The following is a 20,421-nucleotide window of genomic DNA, read 5'->3' as shown; positions in this document are numbered from 1 at the left end:
TTTTTAAAAGCAAGATCAAAAGATCGCAGCCTCGTTTCACTCGACAGCTCCTACAGATGCATGGCGCTTAGGGCGCAAACGGCATCACGCGCTTGTGATGGGTCTTTTTGTACGTATCACAGATGATCTTGAACGCTTCCTCACGCACCGGCTCGCCGTGCAGGAACGCATCGATCTCGGCATAGGTCACGCCGTGGGACGCTTCGTCCGGTTTGCCTGGCGACAGGTCTTCAAGGTCGGCAGTTGGAATTTTTTCCACCAGCGATTCCGGCGCGCCGAAGCTGCGAGCAATCGACCGCACCTGATTTTTCACCAGGCCGCTCAACGGGGCTAAATCGCAGGCACCGTCACCGAACTTGGTGAAGAAGCCCATTACCGCTTCCGCCGCGTGGTCAGTACCGATCACCAACCCGTGGGCCGCGCCGGCGATGGTGTACTGGGCGACCATGCGCATCCGCGCCTTGGTGTTGCCGAGCACGAAATCCACCGACACCGCATGCTGGCCTTCGAACGCCGCGACTTCACCGGCCAGGGATTTGACCGCCGGGCCGATGTTCACTGTGTGGCGTTCGTCCGGGGCGATGAAATCCACCGAGGCCTGGGCGTCGTGTTCATCGAATTGCGTCTCGTACGGCAGGCGCACGGCGATGAACTTGTAGCTGTCATCACCGGTGCGGGTGCGCAGTTCACGCATGGCGCGCTGGGCCAGCAGGCCGGCGGTCAGGGAATCCACGCCGCCGCTGATGCCCAGCACCAGGGTCTTGAGTCCGGAATTGACCAGGCAATCCTGAATGAAGGTAATCCGCCGGGCGACTTCAGCCTCGAGGGCGGCCTGATCGGCGAACGGCGGCTGGACGTTGAGCTGTTCAGCAATCTCACGCTGTTCGGCTTGCATGAATTCACTCCTTGCTAGAGATACTGGGAAGGGCAGGTACTTTGAAAACATGTCGCAAATAGGCGACGAAATTCGGGTCTTTGCAGTGAGTCTTGCCTGGCTCGTCGGAGATCTTCGCCACCGGTTGGCCGTTGCAGGCGGTCATTTTAAGCACGATGCTCATCGGTTCAACACCCGGAATATCACAGGTCAGATTGGTGCCGATGCCGAAGCTGACATTGATCCGACCCCGCAGCGCGCGGAATATTTCCAGCGACTTGGGCAGCGTCAGGCTGTCGGAGAACACCAGCGTCTTGCTCATCGGGTCGATGCCGAGCTTGTGGTAGTGGGCAATCGACTTTTCCGCCCATAGCACCGGATCACCGGAGTCATGGCGCAAACCGTCGAAGAGCTTGGCGAAATACAGGTCGAAATCGCCGAGGAAGGCGTCGGTGGTGATGCAGTCGGTCAGGGCGATCCCCAGCAAACCGCGATACTCGCGGACCCAGCAATCGAGGGCGGCAATCTGGCTGTCGATCAAGCGCGGGCCGAGTTGCTGATGGGCCATGATCCACTCGTGGGCCATAGTGCCCAAAGGTTTCATGTCCAGCTCGCGGGACAGGTGCACGTTGCTGGTGCCGACGAAGCGCCCGGGGAAATCGTGCTTGAGCACGTTCACCACTTCTTCCTGCACGCGGTACGAAAACCTGCGTCGCGTGCCGAAATCGGCTACCTGCAATTCGGACAATTCGTCGCTGCTAGCGTTGGCAGTCAGCCAGTCGAACTTGCGATAGAGCTGCTCACGCGCCTGCTCGAGAACGACTTCCCGGTAGCGATAGCGGTTACGCACTTCGCTGACGATCGCCAGCATCGGCACTTCGAACAGAATCACGTGCAACCACGGTCCGCGCAGGCGGATGAACAACTCGCCGTTTTCGATGCCAGTGTGGACGTAGCGCAGATTGAAGCGGAACAAGCCGAGAAAACGCAGGAAATCCGGCTTCATGAAGCTGATGCGCTCCAGGAAACTCAACTGGTCGGCGCTCAGGCTCAACTCGGCCAGGCGCTCGATCTGGTAACGGATCTCCGCCAGGTACGGGCGCAGATCCTCACTGTTACGGCAACGAAACTCCCATTCGACTTCCACGTTAGGGTAGTTGTGCAGCACCGCCTGCATCATCGTCAGTTTGTAGAAGTCGGTGTCGAGCAGGTTCTGCACGATGCGATCGCCAAATACGCTCTCGCTCATAAGGGAATCTCCAGGCTGGCCGCGGCCCGTGGTCGCGACGTTTCAGCTGTATCAATGAATGGGGCTAGTGGCGCATATCGGCGGTGGTGATTGCCAGCGATTTTTTTGGCTGTAGCAGATCCCTGTGGGAGCGGGCTTGCTCGCGAAGGCGGTGGGTCAGTCAATATTAATGTTGAATGTGCCGGCCTCTTCGCGAGCAAGCCCGCTCCCACAGGGATTGGGGTAACTCTAAATCTGTGGTGTGTCCGGGCTATCAATCTGCTCCAGCATCCACTTCACAAAATCCCGAACCTTGGGCACTTCCGCCGAGTGTTCGGGGTACGCCAGGTAATAAGCGTCGGAACTCGGCATCGCATGCTGCCAGGGTATGACCAGTTTGCCGTCGGCCAATTCCTCTTCCACCAGAAACCTTGGCAACAGCGCCACGCCGCAGCCCACTTGCGCGGCGCGGATGCACATATAAAAGGTTTCGAAGCGTGGGCCGTGGTAGCTGTGTTCGGTGTGGTAGCCCTGGCTGTCGAACCAGTCATGCCAGGCCTGGGGCCGGGAGGCGTTTTGCAGCAGGACCAGGTCGGTGAGTTGCGTCGGATCGGTAAACGACGTGTCCGGCAGGCTGCCCGGCGCGCAGACCGGCACCAGCTCTTCGCCGAACAGCTTCAGGCTTTCGGTGCCGGGCCGCGAGCCCTGACCGAAGTAGAACGCCAGGTCGCTGCGGCCTTGCAGCAGGTCGTCGGCTTCCTGCTCGCTGCACAAATCGAGGTGAATCGAGGGATGACGCAGACGCCAGCCTTTCAGGCGCGGCACCAGCCAGCGTGCGCCAAAGGTCGGCGGCGTCGAGACGCGCAGGACTTCGGTGTCACCGCCGTAGGAACGCAGGTAATGGGTCGACATCTCGACCTGCGTGAGGATTTTTCGCACCTCGACCAGGTACAAATCACCGGCCGGAGTCATTTGCAGGCGTCGGCGCACCCGGCGGAACAGCAGGTGCTGCAACAACTCTTCGAGTTGCGCGACCTGTTTGCTGACGGCGCTCTGGGTCAGGTTCAGCTCTTCGGCGGCCCGGGTGAAGCTCAAATGCCGGGTCACGGCCTCGAAACACTGCAATGCAGTGATCGACGGCAAGTAGCGTTTATTCAGCATGGGTGGTCCTTTTTCTTGTATCTCTATGCTTTTCTTAACCGGCAGATGCGAAGCATGAATAAACGGAATGATATCTCGCTTAATGGTCGTTTGTTGGCTCGTCTCGGGGGCGCTACAACTACAGGTCTGATCAGCCGTGAAATTCCGGCTGCACGATTTCCGTTTTCTGCTTGAGGAGTGACCCATGGTTGCCGCATTGCTTGATCGTCTTGGTGTGAACCCGGCCCTGTACCAGAACGGCAAAGTGCCCGTGCATTCGCCGATCGATGGCAGCCAGATCGCTGCCGTGAACTGGGAAGGTGCCGCTGAAGTCGAGCAACACATCAGTCGCGCAGATCATGCGTTCGAATTGTGGCGTAAGGTCCCGGCACCGCGCCGTGGCGAACTGGTGCGCCAACTGGGCGACATTCTGCGTGAATACAAGGCCGATCTCGGTGAGCTGGTCTCCTGGGAAGCCGGCAAGATTACCCAGGAAGGCCTGGGCGAAGTTCAGGAAATGATCGACATCTGCGACTTCGCCGTCGGTCTGTCCCGCCAGTTGTACGGCTTGACCATCGCTTCCGAGCGTCCAGGCCACCACATGCGCGAAACCTGGCACCCGCTGGGCGTTGTCGGCGTAATCAGTGCGTTCAACTTCCCGGTCGCGGTCTGGGCCTGGAACACCACGCTGGCGCTGGTTTGCGGTAACCCGGTGATCTGGAAACCGTCAGAAAAAACCCCGCTGACCGCTTTGGCCTGCCAGGCACTGTTCGACCGCGTACTGAAAAACTTCAGCGATGCACCTCCACACCTGAGCCAAGTGATCATCGGCGGCCGCGATGCCGGCGAAGCGCTGGTCGATGACCCGCGTGTCGCGCTGATCAGCGCCACCGGCAGCACCCGTATGGGCCGTGAAGTGGCGCCGAAAATCGCCGCGCGTTTTGCTCGCAGCATCCTTGAGCTGGGCGGCAACAATGCAATGATCCTCGGCCCAAGCGCCGACCTGGACATGGCCGTTCGCGCAATCCTGTTCAGCGCCGTCGGCACCGCCGGCCAGCGTTGCACCACCCTGCGTCGCCTGATTGCCCACGAATCGGTAAAAGAAGAAATCGTCACTCGCCTGAAGGCTGCGTACTCCAAGGTGCGCATCGGCAATCCGCTGGAAGGCAACCTGATCGGCCCGCTGATCGACAAAAACAGCTTCGAAAACATGCAGGAAGCGCTGGAACAAGCCTTGAGCGAAGGCGGCCGGGTGTTTGGCGGCAAGCGTCAGCTGGAAGACAAGTTCCCGAATGCTTACTACGTGTCCCCGGCGATCGTGGAAATGCCAGAGCAAAGCGAGGTGGTTCGCGATGAAACCTTCGCGCCGATCCTTTACGTGGTGGGTTACACCGATTTCGCTGAAGCCCTGCGCCTGAACAACGCTGTACCGCAAGGCCTGTCCTCGTGCATCTTCACCACCGACGTGCGTGAAGCCGAGCAGTTCATGTCGGCGGTGGGCAGCGACTGCGGCATCGCCAACGTCAACATCGGCCCGAGCGGCGCGGAAATCGGCGGCGCGTTTGGTGGCGAGAAGGAAACCGGCGGTGGCCGTGAGTCGGGCTCCGACGCATGGCGCGGCTACATGCGCCGCCAGACCAACACCGTGAACTATTCGCTGGAGTTGCCGTTGGCGCAGGGGATTACCTTCGACTAAGCGCAACGCTTGAACCCATGAAGATCCCCTGTGGGAGCGGGCTTGCTCGCGAAAGCGGTGTGTCATTCAGCACAAATGTTGGATGTGACGCCGCCTTCGCGAGCAAGCCCGCTCCCACACTGGGAATGGTGTGTTGGTTAGGTTTCTGATTGGAGTCTGGCAATGCCGTTACGCGAAGAGTGTCTGTGGGAAAAACTGACGCCACAAAGGCCCGACAATGCGGCGCTCAAGGGTGAAGTGAAGGTCGATGTCTGCGTCATCGGCGCCGGGTTTACCGGGCTGTCGGCAGCCGTGCATTTGTTGGAGGCGGGTAAAAGCGTCTGCGTGCTGGAAGCCCATCGCGCCGGGCATGGCGGGTCTGGACGCAACGTCGGGCTGGTCAACGCCGGGATGTGGATCCCGCCGGATGAGATTGAAGCCGGGTTCGGCGAAGCGGTCGGCAGTCAGCTCAACCGTATGCTCGGCGCCGCACCGTCCCTGGTGTTCAGCCTTGTGGACAAGTACAAAATCGATTGCCAATTACGCCGTGAAGGCACGCTGCACATGGCGCACAACAGCCGTGGCGAAGCTGATCTGCGCAGTCGCGAAGAACAATGGAAACGTCGCGGAGCACCGGTTGAACTGTTGACCGGCCAGGCCTGCGAACAAGCCACCGGGACCAAAAAGATCGCCGCCGCGTTGCTGGATCGACGTGCTGGCACCATCAACCCGATGGCCTACACCACCGGGCTGGCTAAAGCGGCGACCGCCCTCGGCGGTCAACTGTTCGATCATTCTCCGGTGACCCGACTCGAACGTCAGGGCCAAAAGTGGTCAGTCCAGACCACCCAAGGCTCGGTACTCGCCGATCAAGTCGTGATCGCCTCCAACGCCTACACCGAAGGCGACTGGACTGAACTGCGGCGCAATTTCTTCCCCGGTTATTACTACCAAGTGGCCTCGGTCCCGCTGACCGACGACGCCGCGCAACAGATCCTGCCCGGCGGCCAGGGTTCCTGGGATACGCGCCAGGTCCTCAGCAGCATCCGTCGCGACAAAGATGGACGCTTGCTGCTCGGCAGCCTCGGCAATGGCAATCAGAAACCGACCTGGTTCCTGAAAGCCTGGGCCGATCGAGTCCAGCAGCATTATTTCCCCTACCTGAAACCGGTTGAATGGGAGTGCACCTGGACCGGTTGCATCGCCTTTACCCCTGATCACCTGATGCGCCTGTTCGAACCGGCGCCCGGTTTAGTGGCAGTTACCGGTTACAACGGCCGGGGCGTGACAACTGGCACGGTGGTCGGGAAAGCCTTTGCCGACTATTTGTGTAACGGAAATCCTCAAGCGCTACCGATTCCGTTCGCACCGATGCAGCCCCTGGCCGGTGTCGGCCTGCGCAGCTGTCTGTATGAGGCCGGTTTTTCGCTGTATCACGCAGGCCAGTGCTTGCGGATCGTGATTTGATTGTTGAAATGTGTTGCTGGAAGCGGCGCTTTTTCGCGTAGCGACTAGCCTGTAATGGTGCGGGTTGTAGCAGTACCGCACCAGCAGTGTGCACTTCGGTGACGCACGTTGTTACAGGCTGGTTGCACGTCGTTTAGTGCCGCGGTTGCAATGATGGCGCGTGCGGGTTGCGCCTTTTTAAAATAATGGTTTCACCTCCCGCGGTTTAGACGGTTGCACGCCCAATGAAAATGGGATCGAAACAGTCGAAATAACAATAAAGCAGCGACTTTTTTCAGAATAAAAAACCGATGGCACGGCCCTTGCTCTGAGCAACCAGAGAAGTCGCAGTGCCAACTAAAAAAAAACCTTGGAGCACCACCTCATGTCCCAGACGTTTTACAAGAAAGGCTTTCTGGCCCTCGCAGTGGCAACTGCGTTGGGTGTTTCTGCGTTTGCACAAGCTGATGTGAAAATCGGTGTGGCAGGTCCAATGACTGGCGCCAACGCGGCATTTGGCGAGCAGTACATGAAGGGTGCACAGGCAGCAGCCGACGCGATCAACGCATCGGGCGGCGTCAACGGGGAAAAAATCGTACTGGTGAAGGGCGATGACGCCTGCGAACCGAAACAGGCTGTGACGGTCGCCAAGGACCTGACCAACCAGAAAGTCGCTGGCGTAGTCGGTCACTTCTGCTCCTCGTCGACCATCCCGGCCTCCGAGATCTACGACGAAGCGGGCATCATCGCGATCACTCCAGGTTCCACCAACCCACAAGTTACCGAACGCGGCTTGAGCGCCATGTTCCGTATGTGCGGGCGTGACGACCAGCAAGGCATCGTGGCCGGCGACTACATCGTCGACGTGCTCAAGGGCAAGAAAGTTGCCGTACTGCACGACAAAGACACCTACGGCCAAGGCCTGGCGGATGCTACCAAGGCTCAACTGGTCAAGCGCGGCGTAACGCCAGTGCTGTACGAAGGCCTGACCCGCGGCGAGAAAGACTTCAGTGCCGTGGTTACCAAGATCCGTGCGGCCGGTGCCGACGTGGTCTACTTCGGCGGCCTGCACCCAGAGGCGGGTCCACTGGTTAAACAGCTGCGTACCGAAGGCCTGAAAGACGTGAAATTCATGTCCGATGACGGCATCGTGACCGACGAACTGGTGACCACCGCTGGCGGCCCGCAATACGTCGACGGCGTGCTGATGACTTTCGGCGCTGACCCGCGCCTGCTGCCAGACAGCAAAACTGTCGTAGACGCGTTCCGCAAAGCCGGCACCGAGCCTGAAGGCTACACCCTGTACGCCTACGCTTCGGTCCAGACCCTGGCTGCTGCCTTCAACGGCTCCAAGTCCAACAGTGGCGAAAAAGCCGCCGAGTGGCTGAAGAAAAACCCGGTCAAGACCGTCATGGGCGAGAAGACCTGGGACAGCAAGGGCGACTTGAAAGTCTCCGACTACGTGGTTTACCAGTGGGACAAGGACGGCAAATACCACCAGCTGGAAAAACAGAAGTGATATGACCTGTTGATTTGCCCGGCGCCTTGTGCGCCGGGCAGTCAAAGAACATGTCCGTGCAGTACCTGTCTTTTCTCGTAGAGCTGCACATAACCGTGTTGCACTGGTGGCTGAACCCCGGTCCGTTGCAACCCGCTTCTGTGCAGTCTCTCAAATGCGTGAGATTGCGTTATGGATGGTATTTTCCTGCAGCAACTGGTCAACGGCCTGACCCTCGGGTCGGTCTATGGCCTGATCGCCATCGGCTACACAATGGTCTATGGCATCATCGGCATGATCAACTTCGCCCACGGCGAGGTTTACATGATTTCCGCTTACCTCGCGGCAATCAGTCTGGCTCTGCTGGCTTACTTCGGTATTGAATCCTTCCCTCTGCTGATGCTCGGCACACTGGTCTTCACCATCATCGTCACCGCGGTGTATGGCTGGGTCATCGAGCGCGTCGCCTACAAACCGCTGCGCAACTCCACACGACTGGCACCGCTGATCAGCGCCATCGGTATTTCCCTGATCCTGCAAAACTACGCACAGATCGCCCAGGGCGCTCGCCAACAGGGTGTTCCAACCCTGCTGACCGGTGCATGGCGCGTTGAAGTGGGCACTGGCTTCGTCCAGCTGACCTACACCAAGATCTTCATTCTGGTGGCAGCGTTCGTCGGCATGGGCCTGCTGACCTATGTCATCAAGTACACCAAGCTCGGCCGCATGTGCCGCGCCACCCAGCAAGACCGCAAGATGGCCTCGATTCTGGGGATCAACACCGACCGCGTGATTTCCTACGTGTTCATCATCGGTGCAGCAATGGCGGCCCTCGCCGGCGTACTGATCACCATGAACTACGGCACGTTCGACTTCTACGCAGGCTTCGTTATCGGGATCAAGGCGTTCACCGCCGCGGTACTCGGTGGCATCGGTTCGCTGCCTGGCGCGATGCTCGGCGGGATCATCCTCGGGATTTCCGAGTCGCTGTTCTCAGGTCTGGTGAACTCGGACTACAAAGACGTTTTCAGCTTCTCGCTGCTCGTTCTCGTTCTGGTCTTTCGGCCCCAAGGCCTGCTCGGCCGTCCTCTTGTGTCGAAGGTGTAAGCGATGTCTTCAACCACTAAAAAAACCATTGATCTCAAAAGAAGCCTGGTTGACGCGATTCTTGCCGGCCTCGTTGCCCTGATTGTGTTCGGCCCGATTGTCGGCGTGGTCCTCGACGGCTACGGCTTCAACCTGCAACCGACACGGGTGGCGTGGATTGTCGCCATCGTCATGGCTGGCCGCTTTGCCTTGAGCCTGTTCCTGCAAACCCCCAAGGGCCTGAGAATCCTCGAAGGCTTTGAAAGCACCGGCTCCGGGGTTCATGTACTGCCTCCTGATTACAAAACCCGTTTGCGCTGGATTGTGCCGCTGGTGATCGTTATCGCCGTGGTGTTTCCGTTCTTCTCCAACTCCTACTTGCTGGGCGTGGTCATCCTCGGGTTGATCTACGTGTTGCTGGGCCTGGGGCTGAATATCGTGGTCGGCCTGGCCGGCCTGCTCGACCTCGGTTACGTGGCGTTCTACGCCATCGGCGCCTATGGCTTGGCGCTCGGTTACCAATACCTCGGTCTGGGTTTTTGGACGGTGCTGCCGCTGGCGGCGATTACCGCTGGCCTGGCCGGTTGCATCCTCGGTTTCCCGGTGTTGCGCCTGCACGGCGACTACCTGGCGATCGTGACCCTGGGCTTCGGTGAAATCATTCGCCTGATCCTCAACAACTGGCTGTCCCTGACCGGCGGCCCGAACGGCATGCCGGCGCCATTGCCGACGTTCTTCGGTCTGGAGTTTGGCAAACGCGCGAAGGACGGCGGGGTGCCTTTCCATGAGTTCTTCGGTATCGCCTACAACCCGGACGTGAAGTATTACTTCATCTACGCGGTGTTGTTCCTGGTGGTTCTGGCCGTGCTGTACATCAAGCATCGCCTGGTCAAGATGCCGGTCGGCCGCGCCTGGGAAGCCCTGCGTGAAGATGAAATCGCCTGTCGCTCCATGGGCCTGAACCACGTACTGGTCAAGCTCTCGGCGTTCACCATCGGCGCTTCGACTGCCGGTTTGGCGGGTGTGTTCTTCGCGACCTATCAAGGCTTCGTCAACCCGACTTCGTTCACCTTCTTCGAATCGGCCCTGATCCTCGCCATCGTGGTACTCGGCGGCATGGGCTCGACCATCGGTGTGGTCATCGCGGCGTTCGTGCTGACGGTTGCCCCGGAACTGCTGCGTGGCTTCGCGGAATACCGCGTGCTGCTGTTCGGCATCCTGATGGTGTTGATGATGATCTGGCGACCGCGCGGCCTGATTCGGATCAGCCGTACCGGTGTGACCCCGCGTAAAGGAGTAGCGCCATGAGCGAAGTCGTACTCTCGGTCGAGAAGCTGATGATGCACTTCGGCGGCATCAAGGCGTTGAGCGATGTCAGCCTCAAAGTCCACCGCAACTCGATCTTCGCCCTGATCGGCCCCAACGGCGCTGGCAAGACCACCGTGTTCAACTGCCTGACCGGTTTCTACAAGGCCTCGGGCGGCAAGATCGAACTCAGTGTGCGCGGCGAGAAGACCAACGTTATCCAGTTGCTGGGTGAATCGTTCAAACCGGTGGATTTCGTTTCGCCGAAATCCTTCTTCAGTCGTATGTACTACAAGATGTTCGGCGGCACCCACCTGGTGAACCGTGCCGGCCTGGCGCGGACTTTCCAGAACATTCGTTTGTTCAAGGAAATGTCGGTGCTGGAAAACCTGCTGGTGGCCCAACACATGTGGGTCAACCGCAACATGCTGGCGGGCATCCTCAACACCAAGGGTTACCGCAAGGCTGAAAGCGATGCGCTGGACCATGCGTTCTACTGGCTGGAAGTGGTGGACCTGGTGGACTGTGCCAACCGTCTGGCTGGCGAACTGTCCTACGGCCAGCAACGCCGTCTGGAAATCGCCCGGGCCATGTGCACCCGGCCGCAGATCATCTGCCTCGACGAACCGGCCGCCGGCCTCAACCCTCAGGAAACCGAAGCGCTGAGCGCGATGATCCGGCTGCTGCGCGACGAGCACGATCTGACCGTAGTGCTGATCGAACACGACATGGGCATGGTAATGAGCATTTCCGACCACATCGTGGTGCTGGACCACGGCATCGTCATCGCCGAGGGCGGGCCTGACGCCATTCGTAACGACCCGAAAGTGATTGCGGCCTACCTCGGCGCTGATGAAGAGGAAGTGGTGCTATGAGCCAACCCATCCTCGAACTGAAGGATCTGGACGTGTTTTACGGGCCAATCCAGGCCCTGAAGAAAGTCTCGCTGCACATCAACGAAGGCGAAACCGTCAGCCTGATCGGCTCCAACGGTGCCGGCAAGTCGACCCTGCTGATGTCGATCTTCGGCCAGCCCCGGGCGGCTGATGGGCAGATCATCTACCAGGGTGTGGACATCACCCACAAATCGTCCCACTACATCGCGTCCCACGGCATTGCGCAGTCGCCGGAAGGGCGGCGGGTGTTCCCCGACATGACCGTCGAGGAAAACCTGCTGATGGGCACGATTCCGATTGGCGACAAGCACGCCAAGGAAGACATGCAGCGCATGTTCGAGCTGTTTCCTCGCCTCGAAGAGCGACGTACCCAGCGGGCCATGACCATGTCCGGCGGCGAGCAGCAGATGCTCGCCATCGCGCGTGCACTGATGAGCCGGCCCAAGCTGTTGCTGCTCGACGAACCAAGCCTGGGCCTGGCGCCGATCGTGGTGAAACAGATCTTCGCGACCCTGCGGGAACTGGCGAAAACCGGCATGACCATCTTCCTGGTCGAGCAGAACGCCAACCACGCGCTGAAGCTGTCGGATCGGGCGTACGTGATGGTCAACGGCGAGATCCGCCTCACAGGCACCGGCAAGGAGCTGCTGGTGAATGAGGAAGTGCGTAACGCTTATCTCGGCGGACACTAAAACGTAAAACCCACAAAACGCCCTGACGAACTCAGGGCGTTTTTTGTGCCTGCACAAATCCCCGTAGGAGCTGGTAGGAGCTGGTAGGAGCTGTCGAGTGAAACGAGGCTGCGATCTTTTGATCTTGTTTTTAAAATCAACGTCAAAAGATCGCAGCCTCGTTTCACTCGACAGCTCCTACACAGCTCCTACACAGCTCCTACGCGGGACCGCGGATTGAGGTAAAGGGAAATTGTGGAAAACAATATTCACAAGCTCTCAAACCGCGACATAAAGCCGCTGCAAATAGTTGTTTTGTCACGGTTTTGACTTGTCCCCGTTTGCTGTGGAGCTGGCTGTGAATAACGTGGGAGTAGCTGGCTGAAGGCCTTTAAAACCGTGGCTTGCAGGCGTGTGGTTGTTTTTTGATCAGGCGTTTTTCCCTGAGCATGAGGCGCCTTTGTCAACCTTTTTGTTGTGGGTCAAAAGTGCCAGATTCGAGGTGCGCCAGCCTGTGGATAAGTCTGTGGTTAAACTCTGGAAAGACTCGGCTGAGGGCCGTCGTTGCTGGCTTGGCGCCATCGTCGGTTTGTGCGGCGTATCGTGCAAAATGCCATGGGCTACACGGTGGCCTCTTGAGGGTCAAGCAAAAAAGTTTCTATTCTGCTCGCAAAGCCTTATACACAGCGGCTTCCAGCTTTTGCACTTGCCCCCAAAGACTGTGGACCGGCCTGTGGATAACGTGCGCGCACATGGCTGCAAGCCACGGCGGACAAGGCGTTGCCGTGGTTGGTTGTTTTTCGTACACCTGCGCAGTTTTTGTAGCAGCTGGCGAAGCCTGCGTTCGGCTGCGCAGCAGTCGCCCAATACGGATCAACAGTGAAAGTAGCGTTGCATGGATTACGACTGCTGCGCAGCCGAACGCAGGCTTCGCCAGCTGCTACAGGGATTGTCTGTTGCCCATCGAGTTGTGCTGGTTGCCGGTAAGGGCGAGGCCGGGCATGCTGGCTGCTGATTTTCTATTCCAATGGCTGACGATCAGCCGAAGCAAGGAGAACACGATGTCCAACACCCTGTTTATCACCGGCGCAACGTCCGGTTTTGGCGAAGCCTGTGCCCGTCGTTTTGCCGAGGCTGGCTGGAAACTGGTGCTGACTGGCCGTCGTGAAGAGCGCCTCAACGCCCTGTGCGCCGAGTTGTCGAAGCAGACTGAGGTGCATGGCCTGGTGCTCGACGTGCGTGACCGCAAGGCCATGGAGGAGGCGATTGCTAACCTGCCGCCGTCCTTCGTCAAGTTGCGCGGGCTGATCAACAACGCGGGCCTGGCCCTGGGCGTGGACCCGGCGCCCAAGTGCGATCTGGACGACTGGGACACCATGGTCGATACCAACATCAAAGGCCTGATGTACAGCACTCGGCTGCTGCTGCCGCGCCTGATCGCCCATGGTCGTGGCGCCGGCATCGTCAACCTCGGCTCCATCGCCGGCAACTACCCGTACCCGGGCAGCCACGTGTATGGCGCGAGCAAGGCGTTCGTCAAACAGTTCTCCCTGAACCTGCGCTGCGACCTGCAAGGCACTGGCGTGCGCGTCAGCAACATCGAGCCGGGCCTGTGTGAGAGCGAGTTCTCGCTGGTGCGTTTCGCCGGTGACCAGGAGCGTTACAACGCCACCTACGCCGGTGCCGAGCCGATCCAGCCGCAGGACATTGCCGACACCATTTTCTGGGTTTTGAATGCGCCAGCGCACATCAACATCAACAGCCTGGAACTGATGCCGGTGAGCCAGACCTGGGCGGGTTTCTCGATTGAGCGCAATGGTGGCAAGGCGTAAGACCGCGTTATCGTTCTTCGCGAGCAAGCCCGCTCCCACAGAGGAAATGTGTTGTGCCCAGGATTGCAGGTACACCATAAACCCAATGTGGGAGCGGGCTTGCTCGCGAAGGGGCCAGAACAGGCGAAACAAGGCATAAGGTAGACTCCTCCCTCAACTACCCAGGTTTTCAGAGGAGGCTACGTGAGTAACCGAGGTGAGCAGTCGCTGCTCAAACAATCAACGATCCTGATGTTCGCCGTGGCGATCGCCGGGATCGTTACCGGTTTTATTTCGGGTGCCCAATCCATCCTGTTCGATGGTTTTTTCTCGTTGATCGCGACCTTCATCAAGGTCCTGATGCTGATCACCGCCAAACTGATCGCCAAGGAAAGCAATCACCGCTTCCAGTTCGGCTTCTGGCATCTGGAGCCGATGGTGTTGCTGATCGAAGGCAGTTTCCTGTTTTTGATCGCGATCTACGCCTTTCTCAACGGTGTGTTCGGCATCATCAATGGTGGCCGTGAAATCGAGTTGGGGCTGGTGATCATCTACGCGGCGGTATTTACCGTCGTCGAGTTCGCGTACTTTTTCTACGTGCGCCATCGCAATCGCAAGCTCAAGTCCACGCTGATCCAGTTCGACAACATCAGTTGGCTGGTGGACGCGATGCTCTCGGTGGGCTTGCTGGTCAGTTTTCTTACCGCGCTGCTGCTCAAGTCCCAGGGTTACGGAGAGTGGGCGGTGTACGTCGACCCGCTGATTCTGATTCTGCTGGCCCTGAGCATGTTGCCACCGGCCTTCAAAATCCTGCGTCCGGCGCTGCGTGACGTGTTGGGCATAGTGCCGGATCAACTGAATGACAAAGTGCGCCAGGTGATGGACGCGGCCAAGGTCGAGCATGGTTTCGACGACTACAGCTCCTACGTGCAGAAGCACGGACGGGCGCGGTTTATCGAGATTCATGTGGTGTTGCCGGCGGATTACCGACTGGAAAGCGTGGGGCAACTGGATGTGTTGCGCGAGGATATTTCCGCGAAGTTGGGTCAGGCGGATGCAGCGCGATGGCTGACCATCAGTTTTACCGGGGATCGGAAGTGGATCGCCTGACAGTTCGGTGACCTTTTCGAGGCCATTCGCGAGCAAGCCCGCTCCCACATTGGAATGCGTTCCCCTGTGGGAGCGGGCTTGCTCGCGAAGGCAATCTTCCATTCAGCGCAGATAGTCGACCAACCCACGATAACAAGTCGCCAAATGATAAGGCGTGGTCGAAGGCATGTCCTTGCGGCTGACTTCGCCCACGGCATCACGGCACTCATACCAGCCACCCTCATGCAGAAACTGCTGCTGCAACGCCTGCAATTGGCGCAGCACCGCTACTTCGCTGCTCGGCCGCAAGGTCAGCGCCCGCAGATACTCGGCCTGGGCCCAGATTCTTTCGGTGCCATCTTTCGGGTAGCCGTCCAGATCGAGCATTGCCCGAACCGCGCGGGTCTGTGGATCGACACCCAATTGCTCGGTTAACGCAAAGGCACGGTCCAGCGAAGCATGCAGCTTCGATCCACGCAGCAATGGCGAGGATTCCAGCAGGAAATACCATTCGAATTGATGCCCCGGTTCGAACCAGTTATCCACAGCCCCCAGCGGTTTTTCCATTAGCACGCCGGTCTGCGGATCGATGAAGTGCTTCTGCATCGCTGTGCATAACGCGACGAGTGCGCCTTGGGCGGCGGCGTCTTCGCGTACTGAAAGGGTCGCGAGGAAGGCTTCGGCCAAGTGCATCAGCGGGTTCTGCAATGGTCCGGTCTGGAGCGAGGACCAGTCGCGCTCAAGGCACGCTTCGTACAGACCGTCGTCCGTGGCGAAGCGCTGGGCTACAACTTCCAGTGCGGCGTTGAGCACCGACTCCACCAACGGTTCACGAACCTTGTCCCAGTAATGGGCGCAGGCGAACAGGATGAAGGCGTGGGTGTAGAGGTCTTTGCGCTGGTCCAGCGGCGCACCTTGCGGGTCGATGCTGTAGAACCAGCCGCCGTGCTCGGCATCGTGGAAATGCTGCTGCAAGGAACGGAACAGCGCCGCCGCACGTTCCTGAGCTGCCGGCACCTGGCCGATCAGGCTCGAAAACAGATACAGCTGACGGGCGCAGGCCATGGCGCGATAGCGTTGCGGTGGCAAAGGCTGATTCTCGGCGTCCAGCGCTTCATAAGGCAGTGCCATCTCGGCATTCCAGCCGGGGCCTTGCCAGAGCGGCACGATCACGTCCTGGAAGTGCTGTTGCACCGAGGCGAACAGGGCGGTCAATTCAGGCTGGGAGGCAGAGCGGGAAACAGGTGGCATTGGCTGGCGTCGTCACGGCAGGGGCGATTGCGCGACATGTTAGCAGCCTGAGAGAGGCGGTGTCTGTCAGGCCGCCTTCGCGGGCAAGCCTCGCTCCCACATGGGAACGCATCCCAATGTAGGAGCGAGGCTTGCCCGCGAAGAGGCCAGAACAGGCAATAAAGAATCAGCCCGCGAGCAACCAGACCCCAGTCGCCGCCGAAGCCGCTCCCGCCACGCGAATCAATGGCGCCGCCGCTTGCGGCAGAACGCGAACCACCGCATAACCCAAGCCATGCAACGCCGCCGTCGCCGCGACAAATCCTGCGGCATACGCCCAAGGGCTCGACATGTCCGGCAATTCCAGACCGTGGGCCACGCCATGGAACAACGCAAACAGAGCCGTCGCGCCAACGGCCACGCTCAACGGCGGACGCACCGCCAGCGCGACAGCCAGGCCCAGCGCCAGCACCGACGCCGCAATTCCGCTTTCCAGCGCCGGCAGGTTCAACCCTTCAAAACCCAGCAAACCGCCAATCAGCATGGTGCCGACAAACGTGCACGGCAGCGCCCAACGCGCCGAGCCTTTCTGCTGCGCCGCCCACAGCCCCACCGCGACCATCGCCAGCAGGTGATCGATGCCGCCAATCGGGTGGCTGATGCCGGCGATCAAGCCGTTGTCGCCATGGCCCGGGTGGGCGAAGGCGATGGCCGGTGTCAGCAGCAGGGCCAGGGCGCCCAGGATGCGTTTCAGTGTCATGGATAAGCTTCCTTGTTGATGAGTCGTGATCAGGCTGCTGTCAGCAGGCCCTGGCGTTCGATGAAGGCGATGATGTCTTCCAGGCCCAGGCCGGTTTTCTGATTGCTGAAGACAAACGGCTTACCGTTGCGCATGCGTTTGGTGTCGCTGTCCATCAGTTCCAGCGAGGCACCTACCATGGGTGCGAGGTCGACCTTGTTGATTACCAGCAGATCGGATTTGCAGATCCCCGGCCCACCCTTGCGCGGCAACTTGTCGCCAGCCGAAACGTCGATCACATAAATCGTCAGGTCCGACAGCTCCGGGCTGAAGGTCGCCGAGAGGTTGTCGCCGCCGGATTCGACGATGATCAGGTCCAGCCCCGGAAAGCGTCGGTTCAACTGGTCCACGGCCTCAAGGTTGATCGAAGCGTCTTCGCGGATCGCCGTGTGCGGGCAGCCGCCGGTTTCCACGCCGATGATCCGTTCTGGCGCCAGGGCTTCATTGCGCACCAGAAAATCGGCGTCTTCGCGGGTGTAGATGTCGTTGGTCACGACGGCCAGGTTGTAGCGGTCGCGCAAGGCCAGGCACAGGGCCAGGGTCAGGGCGGTTTTGCCGGAACCGACCGGGCCGCCGATGCCGACGCGCAGAGGTTGTGTGTTCATACAGCTTCTCCAAAATTAAAAGCCCAAAATAACGGGCCCTAGGAACGGAACAGGCGGCTGTACTGGCGCTCATGGGCCATGCACGCCAGGGACAGGCCGAAGGCGGCGCTGCCATAGTGTTCGGGATTGATTCGGTTGGCGTTGTGCTGCGCTTCCTGCAACAGCGGCAGCAACTGACTGGTCAGGCGCTGTGCGGCTTGCTGGCCCAGCGGCAGGGTTTTCATCAACACCGCCAATTGGTTTTCCAGCCAGCTCCAGAGCCACGCGGCCAACGCGTCTTGCGGACTGATGCCCCAGGCGCGAGCAGCCAGGGCCCAGCCGAGGGCCAGGTGCGGTTCGGGACGTTGTTCGAGAAAGGCCCGGGCCGGTGCATCGAGTTCCGGCAAACCGTTGAGCAGTTGCTGCAATGAATAGCCCATCTGCCGACTTTCCTGATGCAACTCGCGGGTTTCGCGGCTGGCGCGATGTTCCTCGCAGCGTTGCAGCAATTCGGCCCAGTTATCGTGCGAGGCGGCCACGCAATGGGCGAGCAGCAACGGCGCTTCGAAGCGTGCGAGGTTGAGCAGCAACTGATCACTGATCCAGCGTCGGGCGCTGTCGGCATCCGTCACGCGGCCGTTATCCACAGCCATTTCCAAACCTTGGGAATAGCTGTAGCCGCCAATCGGCAACTGCGGACTGGCCAGGCGCAGCAGCGCCCAGGCTGGGTTCATAGACGTACGCCGAACTGGTGCAGTTTCGGCGGATAGTTGAAGTCTTCGTCGCCGTGGCGCGAGTGGTGATGGCCGCCACCGTAGGCACCGTGTTCCGGCTGGAACGGCGCTTCGATGTTTTCGACCTTGGCATCCAGCTGTTCGAGCATGGCCTTGAGCACGTAATCGTCGAGCAGGCGCAACCAACCGTCACCGACTTGCAGGGCGACGTGGCGGTTACCGAGGTGATAGGCGGCGCGGGTCAGTTCGAAAGCATTGGCGCAGGTGACGTGCAGCAGTTGTTCGGGGCGGGCGCAGACGCGGACGATGCGCCCGTCTTCGGCCTGGAGACATTCGCCGTCATACAGCGGTGACTGGCCGCGCTCCAAAAACAATCCGACGTCTTCCTGCTCGGCACTGAAACAGCGCAAGCGGCTTTTGCTCCGGGCTTCGAAGGTCAGGTGCAACTCGGCGGCCCAGACGGGTTGAGGGTCGATTCTGCGGTGAATCACCAGCATCGGAAAGCTTCCAACAAAGGACAATGCTCAGGCTAGAGCAAGGGGCTTGCCAATCGGGTGATACGTAGGAAAACCCTGTCGGAGAGTAGTAGTTGTTGCAGGATGTTGCAGGGTTTTGAGTCATGTTGGTGCGTGAAGGATTCTTCATGCACTGATTTGCGGCGCAGTTGATTTTTTGTGGGAGCGAGCTTGCTCGCGATAGCGGTCTTTCAATCACATGAATGTTGAATATGAAATCGCCATCGCGAGCAAGCTCGCTCCCACAAGGGTTATTCCGTGCTGCCGAGGCCTTGCCAGTGCTTTAAACCGATGAAGATAAAACGCAGCTGCTGAGTGATTTTCGCCTGAGGCGTCAGGTGCTCGGGCAACGCTTCCAGCGGCGGATCGATGATATCCGGCAAGGTCGCAAACACACTTTTAACAATCAGATCCGCCATCACGCTCAGGCCTGCGATGTCCAGATGCTGCAACTTGGGCATCAATGACAAATCCGCCGCGAGGTCGGAGCTGATATCTTCGCGCAAGCGGCCAATGGCCTGGCGCACCGGCAGCGAGCCGCCGTACTGCTCGCGGGCGAGAAACAGGAATTGCGAACGGTTGGCGCTGACCACATCGAGGAAGATCCGCACCGACGCATCAATGATGCCGCCCATGACGAATTCGTTGTGGCGGACCAGGCGGATGGTTTCGCGGAAGGTCTGGCCGACTTCGCTGACCAGCACCAGGCCCAGTTCGTCCATATCGGCAAAGTGCCGGTAGAAACCGGTGGGCACGATCCCGGCGGTTTTCGCGACTTCGCGCAGGCTCAGGCTGCCGAATCCTCGGCCGCATTCCATCAAATGGCGGGCGGCGTCCATCAGGGCGTTGCGGGTCTGTTGTTTCTGTTCGGCGCGGGGCAGCATCGCAAGGGTGTTTTCTGGAGAGGACAGCGGCGCACTCTAGCAAATCGGCTTTGCCGGCGTCGAACGGGGATCGGGGGTTAAGCGAGGAGAAGTGTGGCTCTATATAAAGTCAAAAGCCCAATCCGGGGATTGGGCTTTTTTTCAGGGCCGCCATGGGCTCAGCTCAAAGCGCTGTTGCGTTCGATTACACGGTCACCACCACCTTCAGCAAGGGTTTGGCCTTGTGGGGTGCGGTCCGAACCATCAGCAGCGAGGGTTTGGCCCTGTGGAGTGCGATCGGAACCGTCGGAAGCGAGGGTTTGACCCTGTGGAGTGCGATCGGAACCGTCGGAAGCAAGGGTCTGGCCTTGTGGAGTGCGGTCGGAACCGTCAGCAGCCAGGGTTTGGCCTTGTGGAGTACGGTCGGAACCGTCAGCAGCCAGGGTTTGACCTTGTGGAGTTTTGTCGTAGCCGTCTTGGGTGATCAAGCCTTTTTCTTTCAGGCGATCATTACCACCTTCGGCAAGGGTCTGGCCTTGTGGAGTGCGATCCGAACCATCGGCTGCGACGGTTTGGCTGAACACCGAGTGGCTGTCTTTGACTTGTGGTGTGGCTTGATCAGCAGCTGGCAGAGCAAAAGCGGTGCTGGCTAGCATCGAAAGGGTAAGGCTAAGCAGTAATTGGCGTTTCATGATGGGTTGCTCCTTGGGAGGGCGATAAAGTGGGTACGAGGGCAATGCTACTCTCGATAAGTCGATATAAAAGTTCATAAACGCAATGGTAATAATCAACAGAATTGATTGTTTGACGCAGAGGCTCTAGAACGGGCGTTTCCGGCGGGCGGTTTTGCACTGAGGTGGGTATTTTCGACTCACTCGTGCCGCACAAAAGTGCGGGGCCGGTAACGCCAGAAGCGGGCGCACTGTGTTCGCGGCCGATTATTTGAGCGTTAAGAGGCATTTCAGTTAAACCTGCGA

Annotated in this window: 19 protein-coding genes; 9 read left to right on the top strand and 10 right to left on the bottom strand. The window is 59.4% G+C overall.

Going from position 1 to position 20,421, the window contains the following annotated elements; genetic code table 11:
- Nucleotides 1-67: 67 nt before the first annotated feature.
- The 3 genes from nadE to NK667_RS24380 form a co-directional block, all read right to left on the bottom strand.
- Entirely contained in the window at nt 68-895 is an 828-nt protein-coding gene (nadE, locus tag NK667_RS24390; RefSeq protein WP_054044091.1) for an ammonia-dependent NAD(+) synthetase, read from the bottom strand.
- Between the two features lie 4 nt (nt 896-899).
- Nucleotides 900-2,123 (bottom strand): nicotinate phosphoribosyltransferase, encoded by a 1,224-nt coding sequence (gene pncB / locus NK667_RS24385; RefSeq protein WP_054044090.1) that lies wholly within the window; start codon nt 2,121-2,123, stop codon nt 900-902.
- Between the two features lie 228 nt (nt 2,124-2,351).
- Nucleotides 2,352-3,263: a LysR family transcriptional regulator gene (locus tag NK667_RS24380; protein WP_054616390.1), complete on the bottom strand. Its 912-nt coding sequence runs from the start codon at nt 3,261-3,263 to the stop codon at nt 2,352-2,354.
- Nucleotides 3,264-3,447: 184 nt separating this feature from the next.
- Between NK667_RS24380 and amaB the strand changes: the two genes are divergently transcribed.
- The 9 genes from amaB (at nt 3,448) to NK667_RS24335 (ending at nt 14,740) form a co-directional block, all read left to right on the top strand.
- A complete protein-coding gene (amaB, locus tag NK667_RS24375; protein WP_054616389.1) occupies nt 3,448-4,938 on the top strand; it encodes an L-piperidine-6-carboxylate dehydrogenase in 1,491 nt (496 codons plus the stop codon).
- Nucleotides 4,939-5,100: 162 nt separating this feature from the next.
- The gene (amaA, locus tag NK667_RS24370) at nt 5,101-6,384 is read left to right on the top strand and encodes an L-pipecolate oxidase (protein WP_054616388.1); all 1,284 of its coding nucleotides are present in this window, start codon (nt 5,101-5,103) and stop codon (nt 6,382-6,384) included.
- 364 nt (nt 6,385-6,748) lie between these two features.
- Complete coding sequence (locus tag NK667_RS24365) at nt 6,749-7,882, top strand: branched-chain amino acid ABC transporter substrate-binding protein (protein WP_054044086.1); 1,134 nt, start codon at nt 6,749-6,751, stop codon at nt 7,880-7,882.
- Nucleotides 7,883-8,053: 171 nt separating this feature from the next.
- A complete protein-coding gene (locus NK667_RS24360; RefSeq protein ID WP_054044085.1) occupies nt 8,054-8,968 on the top strand; it encodes an ABC transporter permease subunit in 915 nt (304 codons plus the stop codon).
- 3 nt (nt 8,969-8,971) lie between these two features.
- Complete coding sequence (gene livM / locus NK667_RS24355) at nt 8,972-10,255, top strand: high-affinity branched-chain amino acid ABC transporter permease LivM (protein WP_054044084.1); 1,284 nt, start codon at nt 8,972-8,974, stop codon at nt 10,253-10,255.
- Nucleotides 10,252-11,127: an ATP-binding cassette domain-containing protein gene (locus tag NK667_RS24350; protein ID WP_054044083.1), complete on the top strand. Its 876-nt coding sequence runs from the start codon at nt 10,252-10,254 to the stop codon at nt 11,125-11,127. The genes livM and NK667_RS24350 overlap by 4 nt, the downstream gene beginning before the upstream one ends.
- On the top strand, nt 11,124-11,840 hold the full coding sequence (locus tag NK667_RS24345; RefSeq protein WP_054044082.1) for an ABC transporter ATP-binding protein: 717 nt from the start codon (nt 11,124-11,126) through the stop codon (nt 11,838-11,840). The genes NK667_RS24350 and NK667_RS24345 overlap by 4 nt, the downstream gene beginning before the upstream one ends.
- A 1,040-nt stretch (nt 11,841-12,880) precedes the next feature.
- A complete protein-coding gene (locus NK667_RS24340; protein ID WP_054616387.1) occupies nt 12,881-13,651 on the top strand; it encodes an SDR family oxidoreductase in 771 nt (256 codons plus the stop codon).
- Nucleotides 13,652-13,834: 183 nt separating this feature from the next.
- A complete protein-coding gene (locus tag NK667_RS24335) occupies nt 13,835-14,740 on the top strand; it encodes a cation diffusion facilitator family transporter (RefSeq protein WP_054616386.1) in 906 nt (301 codons plus the stop codon).
- 102 nt (nt 14,741-14,842) lie between these two features.
- Here the strand turns inward: NK667_RS24335 and NK667_RS24330 are convergent, their stop codons facing one another.
- From NK667_RS24330 to NK667_RS24300, 7 genes are all read right to left on the bottom strand, one after another.
- Nucleotides 14,843-15,970, bottom strand: a complete 1,128-nt coding sequence (locus NK667_RS24330) for an AGE family epimerase/isomerase (RefSeq protein WP_054616385.1) — start codon at nt 15,968-15,970, stop codon at nt 14,843-14,845.
- A gap of 166 nt (nt 15,971-16,136) precedes the next feature.
- The gene (locus tag NK667_RS24325; RefSeq protein ID WP_054616384.1) at nt 16,137-16,709 is read right to left on the bottom strand and encodes a HupE/UreJ family protein; all 573 of its coding nucleotides are present in this window, start codon (nt 16,707-16,709) and stop codon (nt 16,137-16,139) included.
- 29 nt (nt 16,710-16,738) lie between these two features.
- Nucleotides 16,739-17,353 (bottom strand): urease accessory protein UreG, encoded by a 615-nt coding sequence (gene ureG, locus NK667_RS24320; protein ID WP_054044077.1) that lies wholly within the window; start codon nt 17,351-17,353, stop codon nt 16,739-16,741.
- Between the two features lie 38 nt (nt 17,354-17,391).
- Nucleotides 17,392-18,066: an urease accessory protein UreF gene (locus tag NK667_RS24315; protein WP_054616383.1), complete on the bottom strand. Its 675-nt coding sequence runs from the start codon at nt 18,064-18,066 to the stop codon at nt 17,392-17,394.
- Entirely contained in the window at nt 18,063-18,563 is a 501-nt protein-coding gene (gene ureE / locus NK667_RS24310) for an urease accessory protein UreE (protein ID WP_054616382.1), read from the bottom strand. The genes NK667_RS24315 and ureE overlap by 4 nt, the downstream gene beginning before the upstream one ends.
- Before the next feature lie 269 nt (nt 18,564-18,832).
- A complete protein-coding gene (locus NK667_RS24305; protein ID WP_054044074.1) occupies nt 18,833-19,465 on the bottom strand; it encodes a TetR family transcriptional regulator in 633 nt (210 codons plus the stop codon).
- A 158-nt stretch (nt 19,466-19,623) separates the two neighbouring features.
- Entirely contained in the window at nt 19,624-20,136 is a 513-nt protein-coding gene (locus NK667_RS24300; protein WP_054616381.1) for a hypothetical protein, read from the bottom strand.
- Nucleotides 20,137-20,421 lie beyond the last annotated feature (285 nt).

The sequence above is a fragment of the Pseudomonas nunensis genome, from assembly GCF_024296925.1.
Lineage (GTDB): Bacteria > Pseudomonadota > Gammaproteobacteria > Pseudomonadales > Pseudomonadaceae > Aquipseudomonas > Aquipseudomonas nunensis.
Note: the sequence above shows the minus strand (reverse complement) of the source record. Positions and strands in the feature narration are given on the sequence as shown.

What these genes read in the sequence shown, in the direction of transcription:
- nadE (WP_054044091.1), bottom strand. Translation starts at nt 895, where the DNA reads ATGCAAGCCGAACAGCGTGAGATTGCTGAACAGCTCAACGTCCAGCCG.
- pncB (WP_054044090.1), bottom strand. Translation starts at nt 2,123, where the DNA reads ATGAGCGAGAGCGTATTTGGCGATCGCATCGTGCAGAACCTGCTCGAC.
- NK667_RS24380 (WP_054616390.1), bottom strand. Translation starts at nt 3,263, where the DNA reads ATGCTGAATAAACGCTACTTGCCGTCGATCACTGCATTGCAGTGTTTC.
- amaB (WP_054616389.1), top strand. Translation starts at nt 3,448, where the DNA reads ATGGTTGCCGCATTGCTTGATCGTCTTGGTGTGAACCCGGCCCTGTAC.
- amaA (WP_054616388.1), top strand. Translation starts at nt 5,101, where the DNA reads ATGCCGTTACGCGAAGAGTGTCTGTGGGAAAAACTGACGCCACAAAGG.
- NK667_RS24365 (WP_054044086.1), top strand. Translation starts at nt 6,749, where the DNA reads ATGTCCCAGACGTTTTACAAGAAAGGCTTTCTGGCCCTCGCAGTGGCA.
- NK667_RS24360 (WP_054044085.1), top strand. Translation starts at nt 8,054, where the DNA reads ATGGATGGTATTTTCCTGCAGCAACTGGTCAACGGCCTGACCCTCGGG.
- livM (WP_054044084.1), top strand. Translation starts at nt 8,972, where the DNA reads ATGTCTTCAACCACTAAAAAAACCATTGATCTCAAAAGAAGCCTGGTT.
- NK667_RS24350 (WP_054044083.1), top strand. Translation starts at nt 10,252, where the DNA reads ATGAGCGAAGTCGTACTCTCGGTCGAGAAGCTGATGATGCACTTCGGC.
- NK667_RS24345 (WP_054044082.1), top strand. Translation starts at nt 11,124, where the DNA reads ATGAGCCAACCCATCCTCGAACTGAAGGATCTGGACGTGTTTTACGGG.
- NK667_RS24340 (WP_054616387.1), top strand. Translation starts at nt 12,881, where the DNA reads ATGTCCAACACCCTGTTTATCACCGGCGCAACGTCCGGTTTTGGCGAA.
- NK667_RS24330 (WP_054616385.1), bottom strand. Translation starts at nt 15,970, where the DNA reads ATGCCACCTGTTTCCCGCTCTGCCTCCCAGCCTGAATTGACCGCCCTG.
- NK667_RS24325 (WP_054616384.1), bottom strand. Translation starts at nt 16,709, where the DNA reads ATGACACTGAAACGCATCCTGGGCGCCCTGGCCCTGCTGCTGACACCG.
- ureG (WP_054044077.1), bottom strand. Translation starts at nt 17,353, where the DNA reads ATGAACACACAACCTCTGCGCGTCGGCATCGGCGGCCCGGTCGGTTCC.
- NK667_RS24315 (WP_054616383.1), bottom strand. Translation starts at nt 18,066, where the DNA reads ATGAACCCAGCCTGGGCGCTGCTGCGCCTGGCCAGTCCGCAGTTGCCG.
- ureE (WP_054616382.1), bottom strand. Translation starts at nt 18,563, where the DNA reads ATGCTGGTGATTCACCGCAGAATCGACCCTCAACCCGTCTGGGCCGCC.
- NK667_RS24305 (WP_054044074.1), bottom strand. Translation starts at nt 19,465, where the DNA reads ATGCTGCCCCGCGCCGAACAGAAACAACAGACCCGCAACGCCCTGATG.
- NK667_RS24300 (WP_054616381.1), bottom strand. Translation starts at nt 20,136, where the DNA reads ATGAAACGCCAATTACTGCTTAGCCTTACCCTTTCGATGCTAGCCAGC.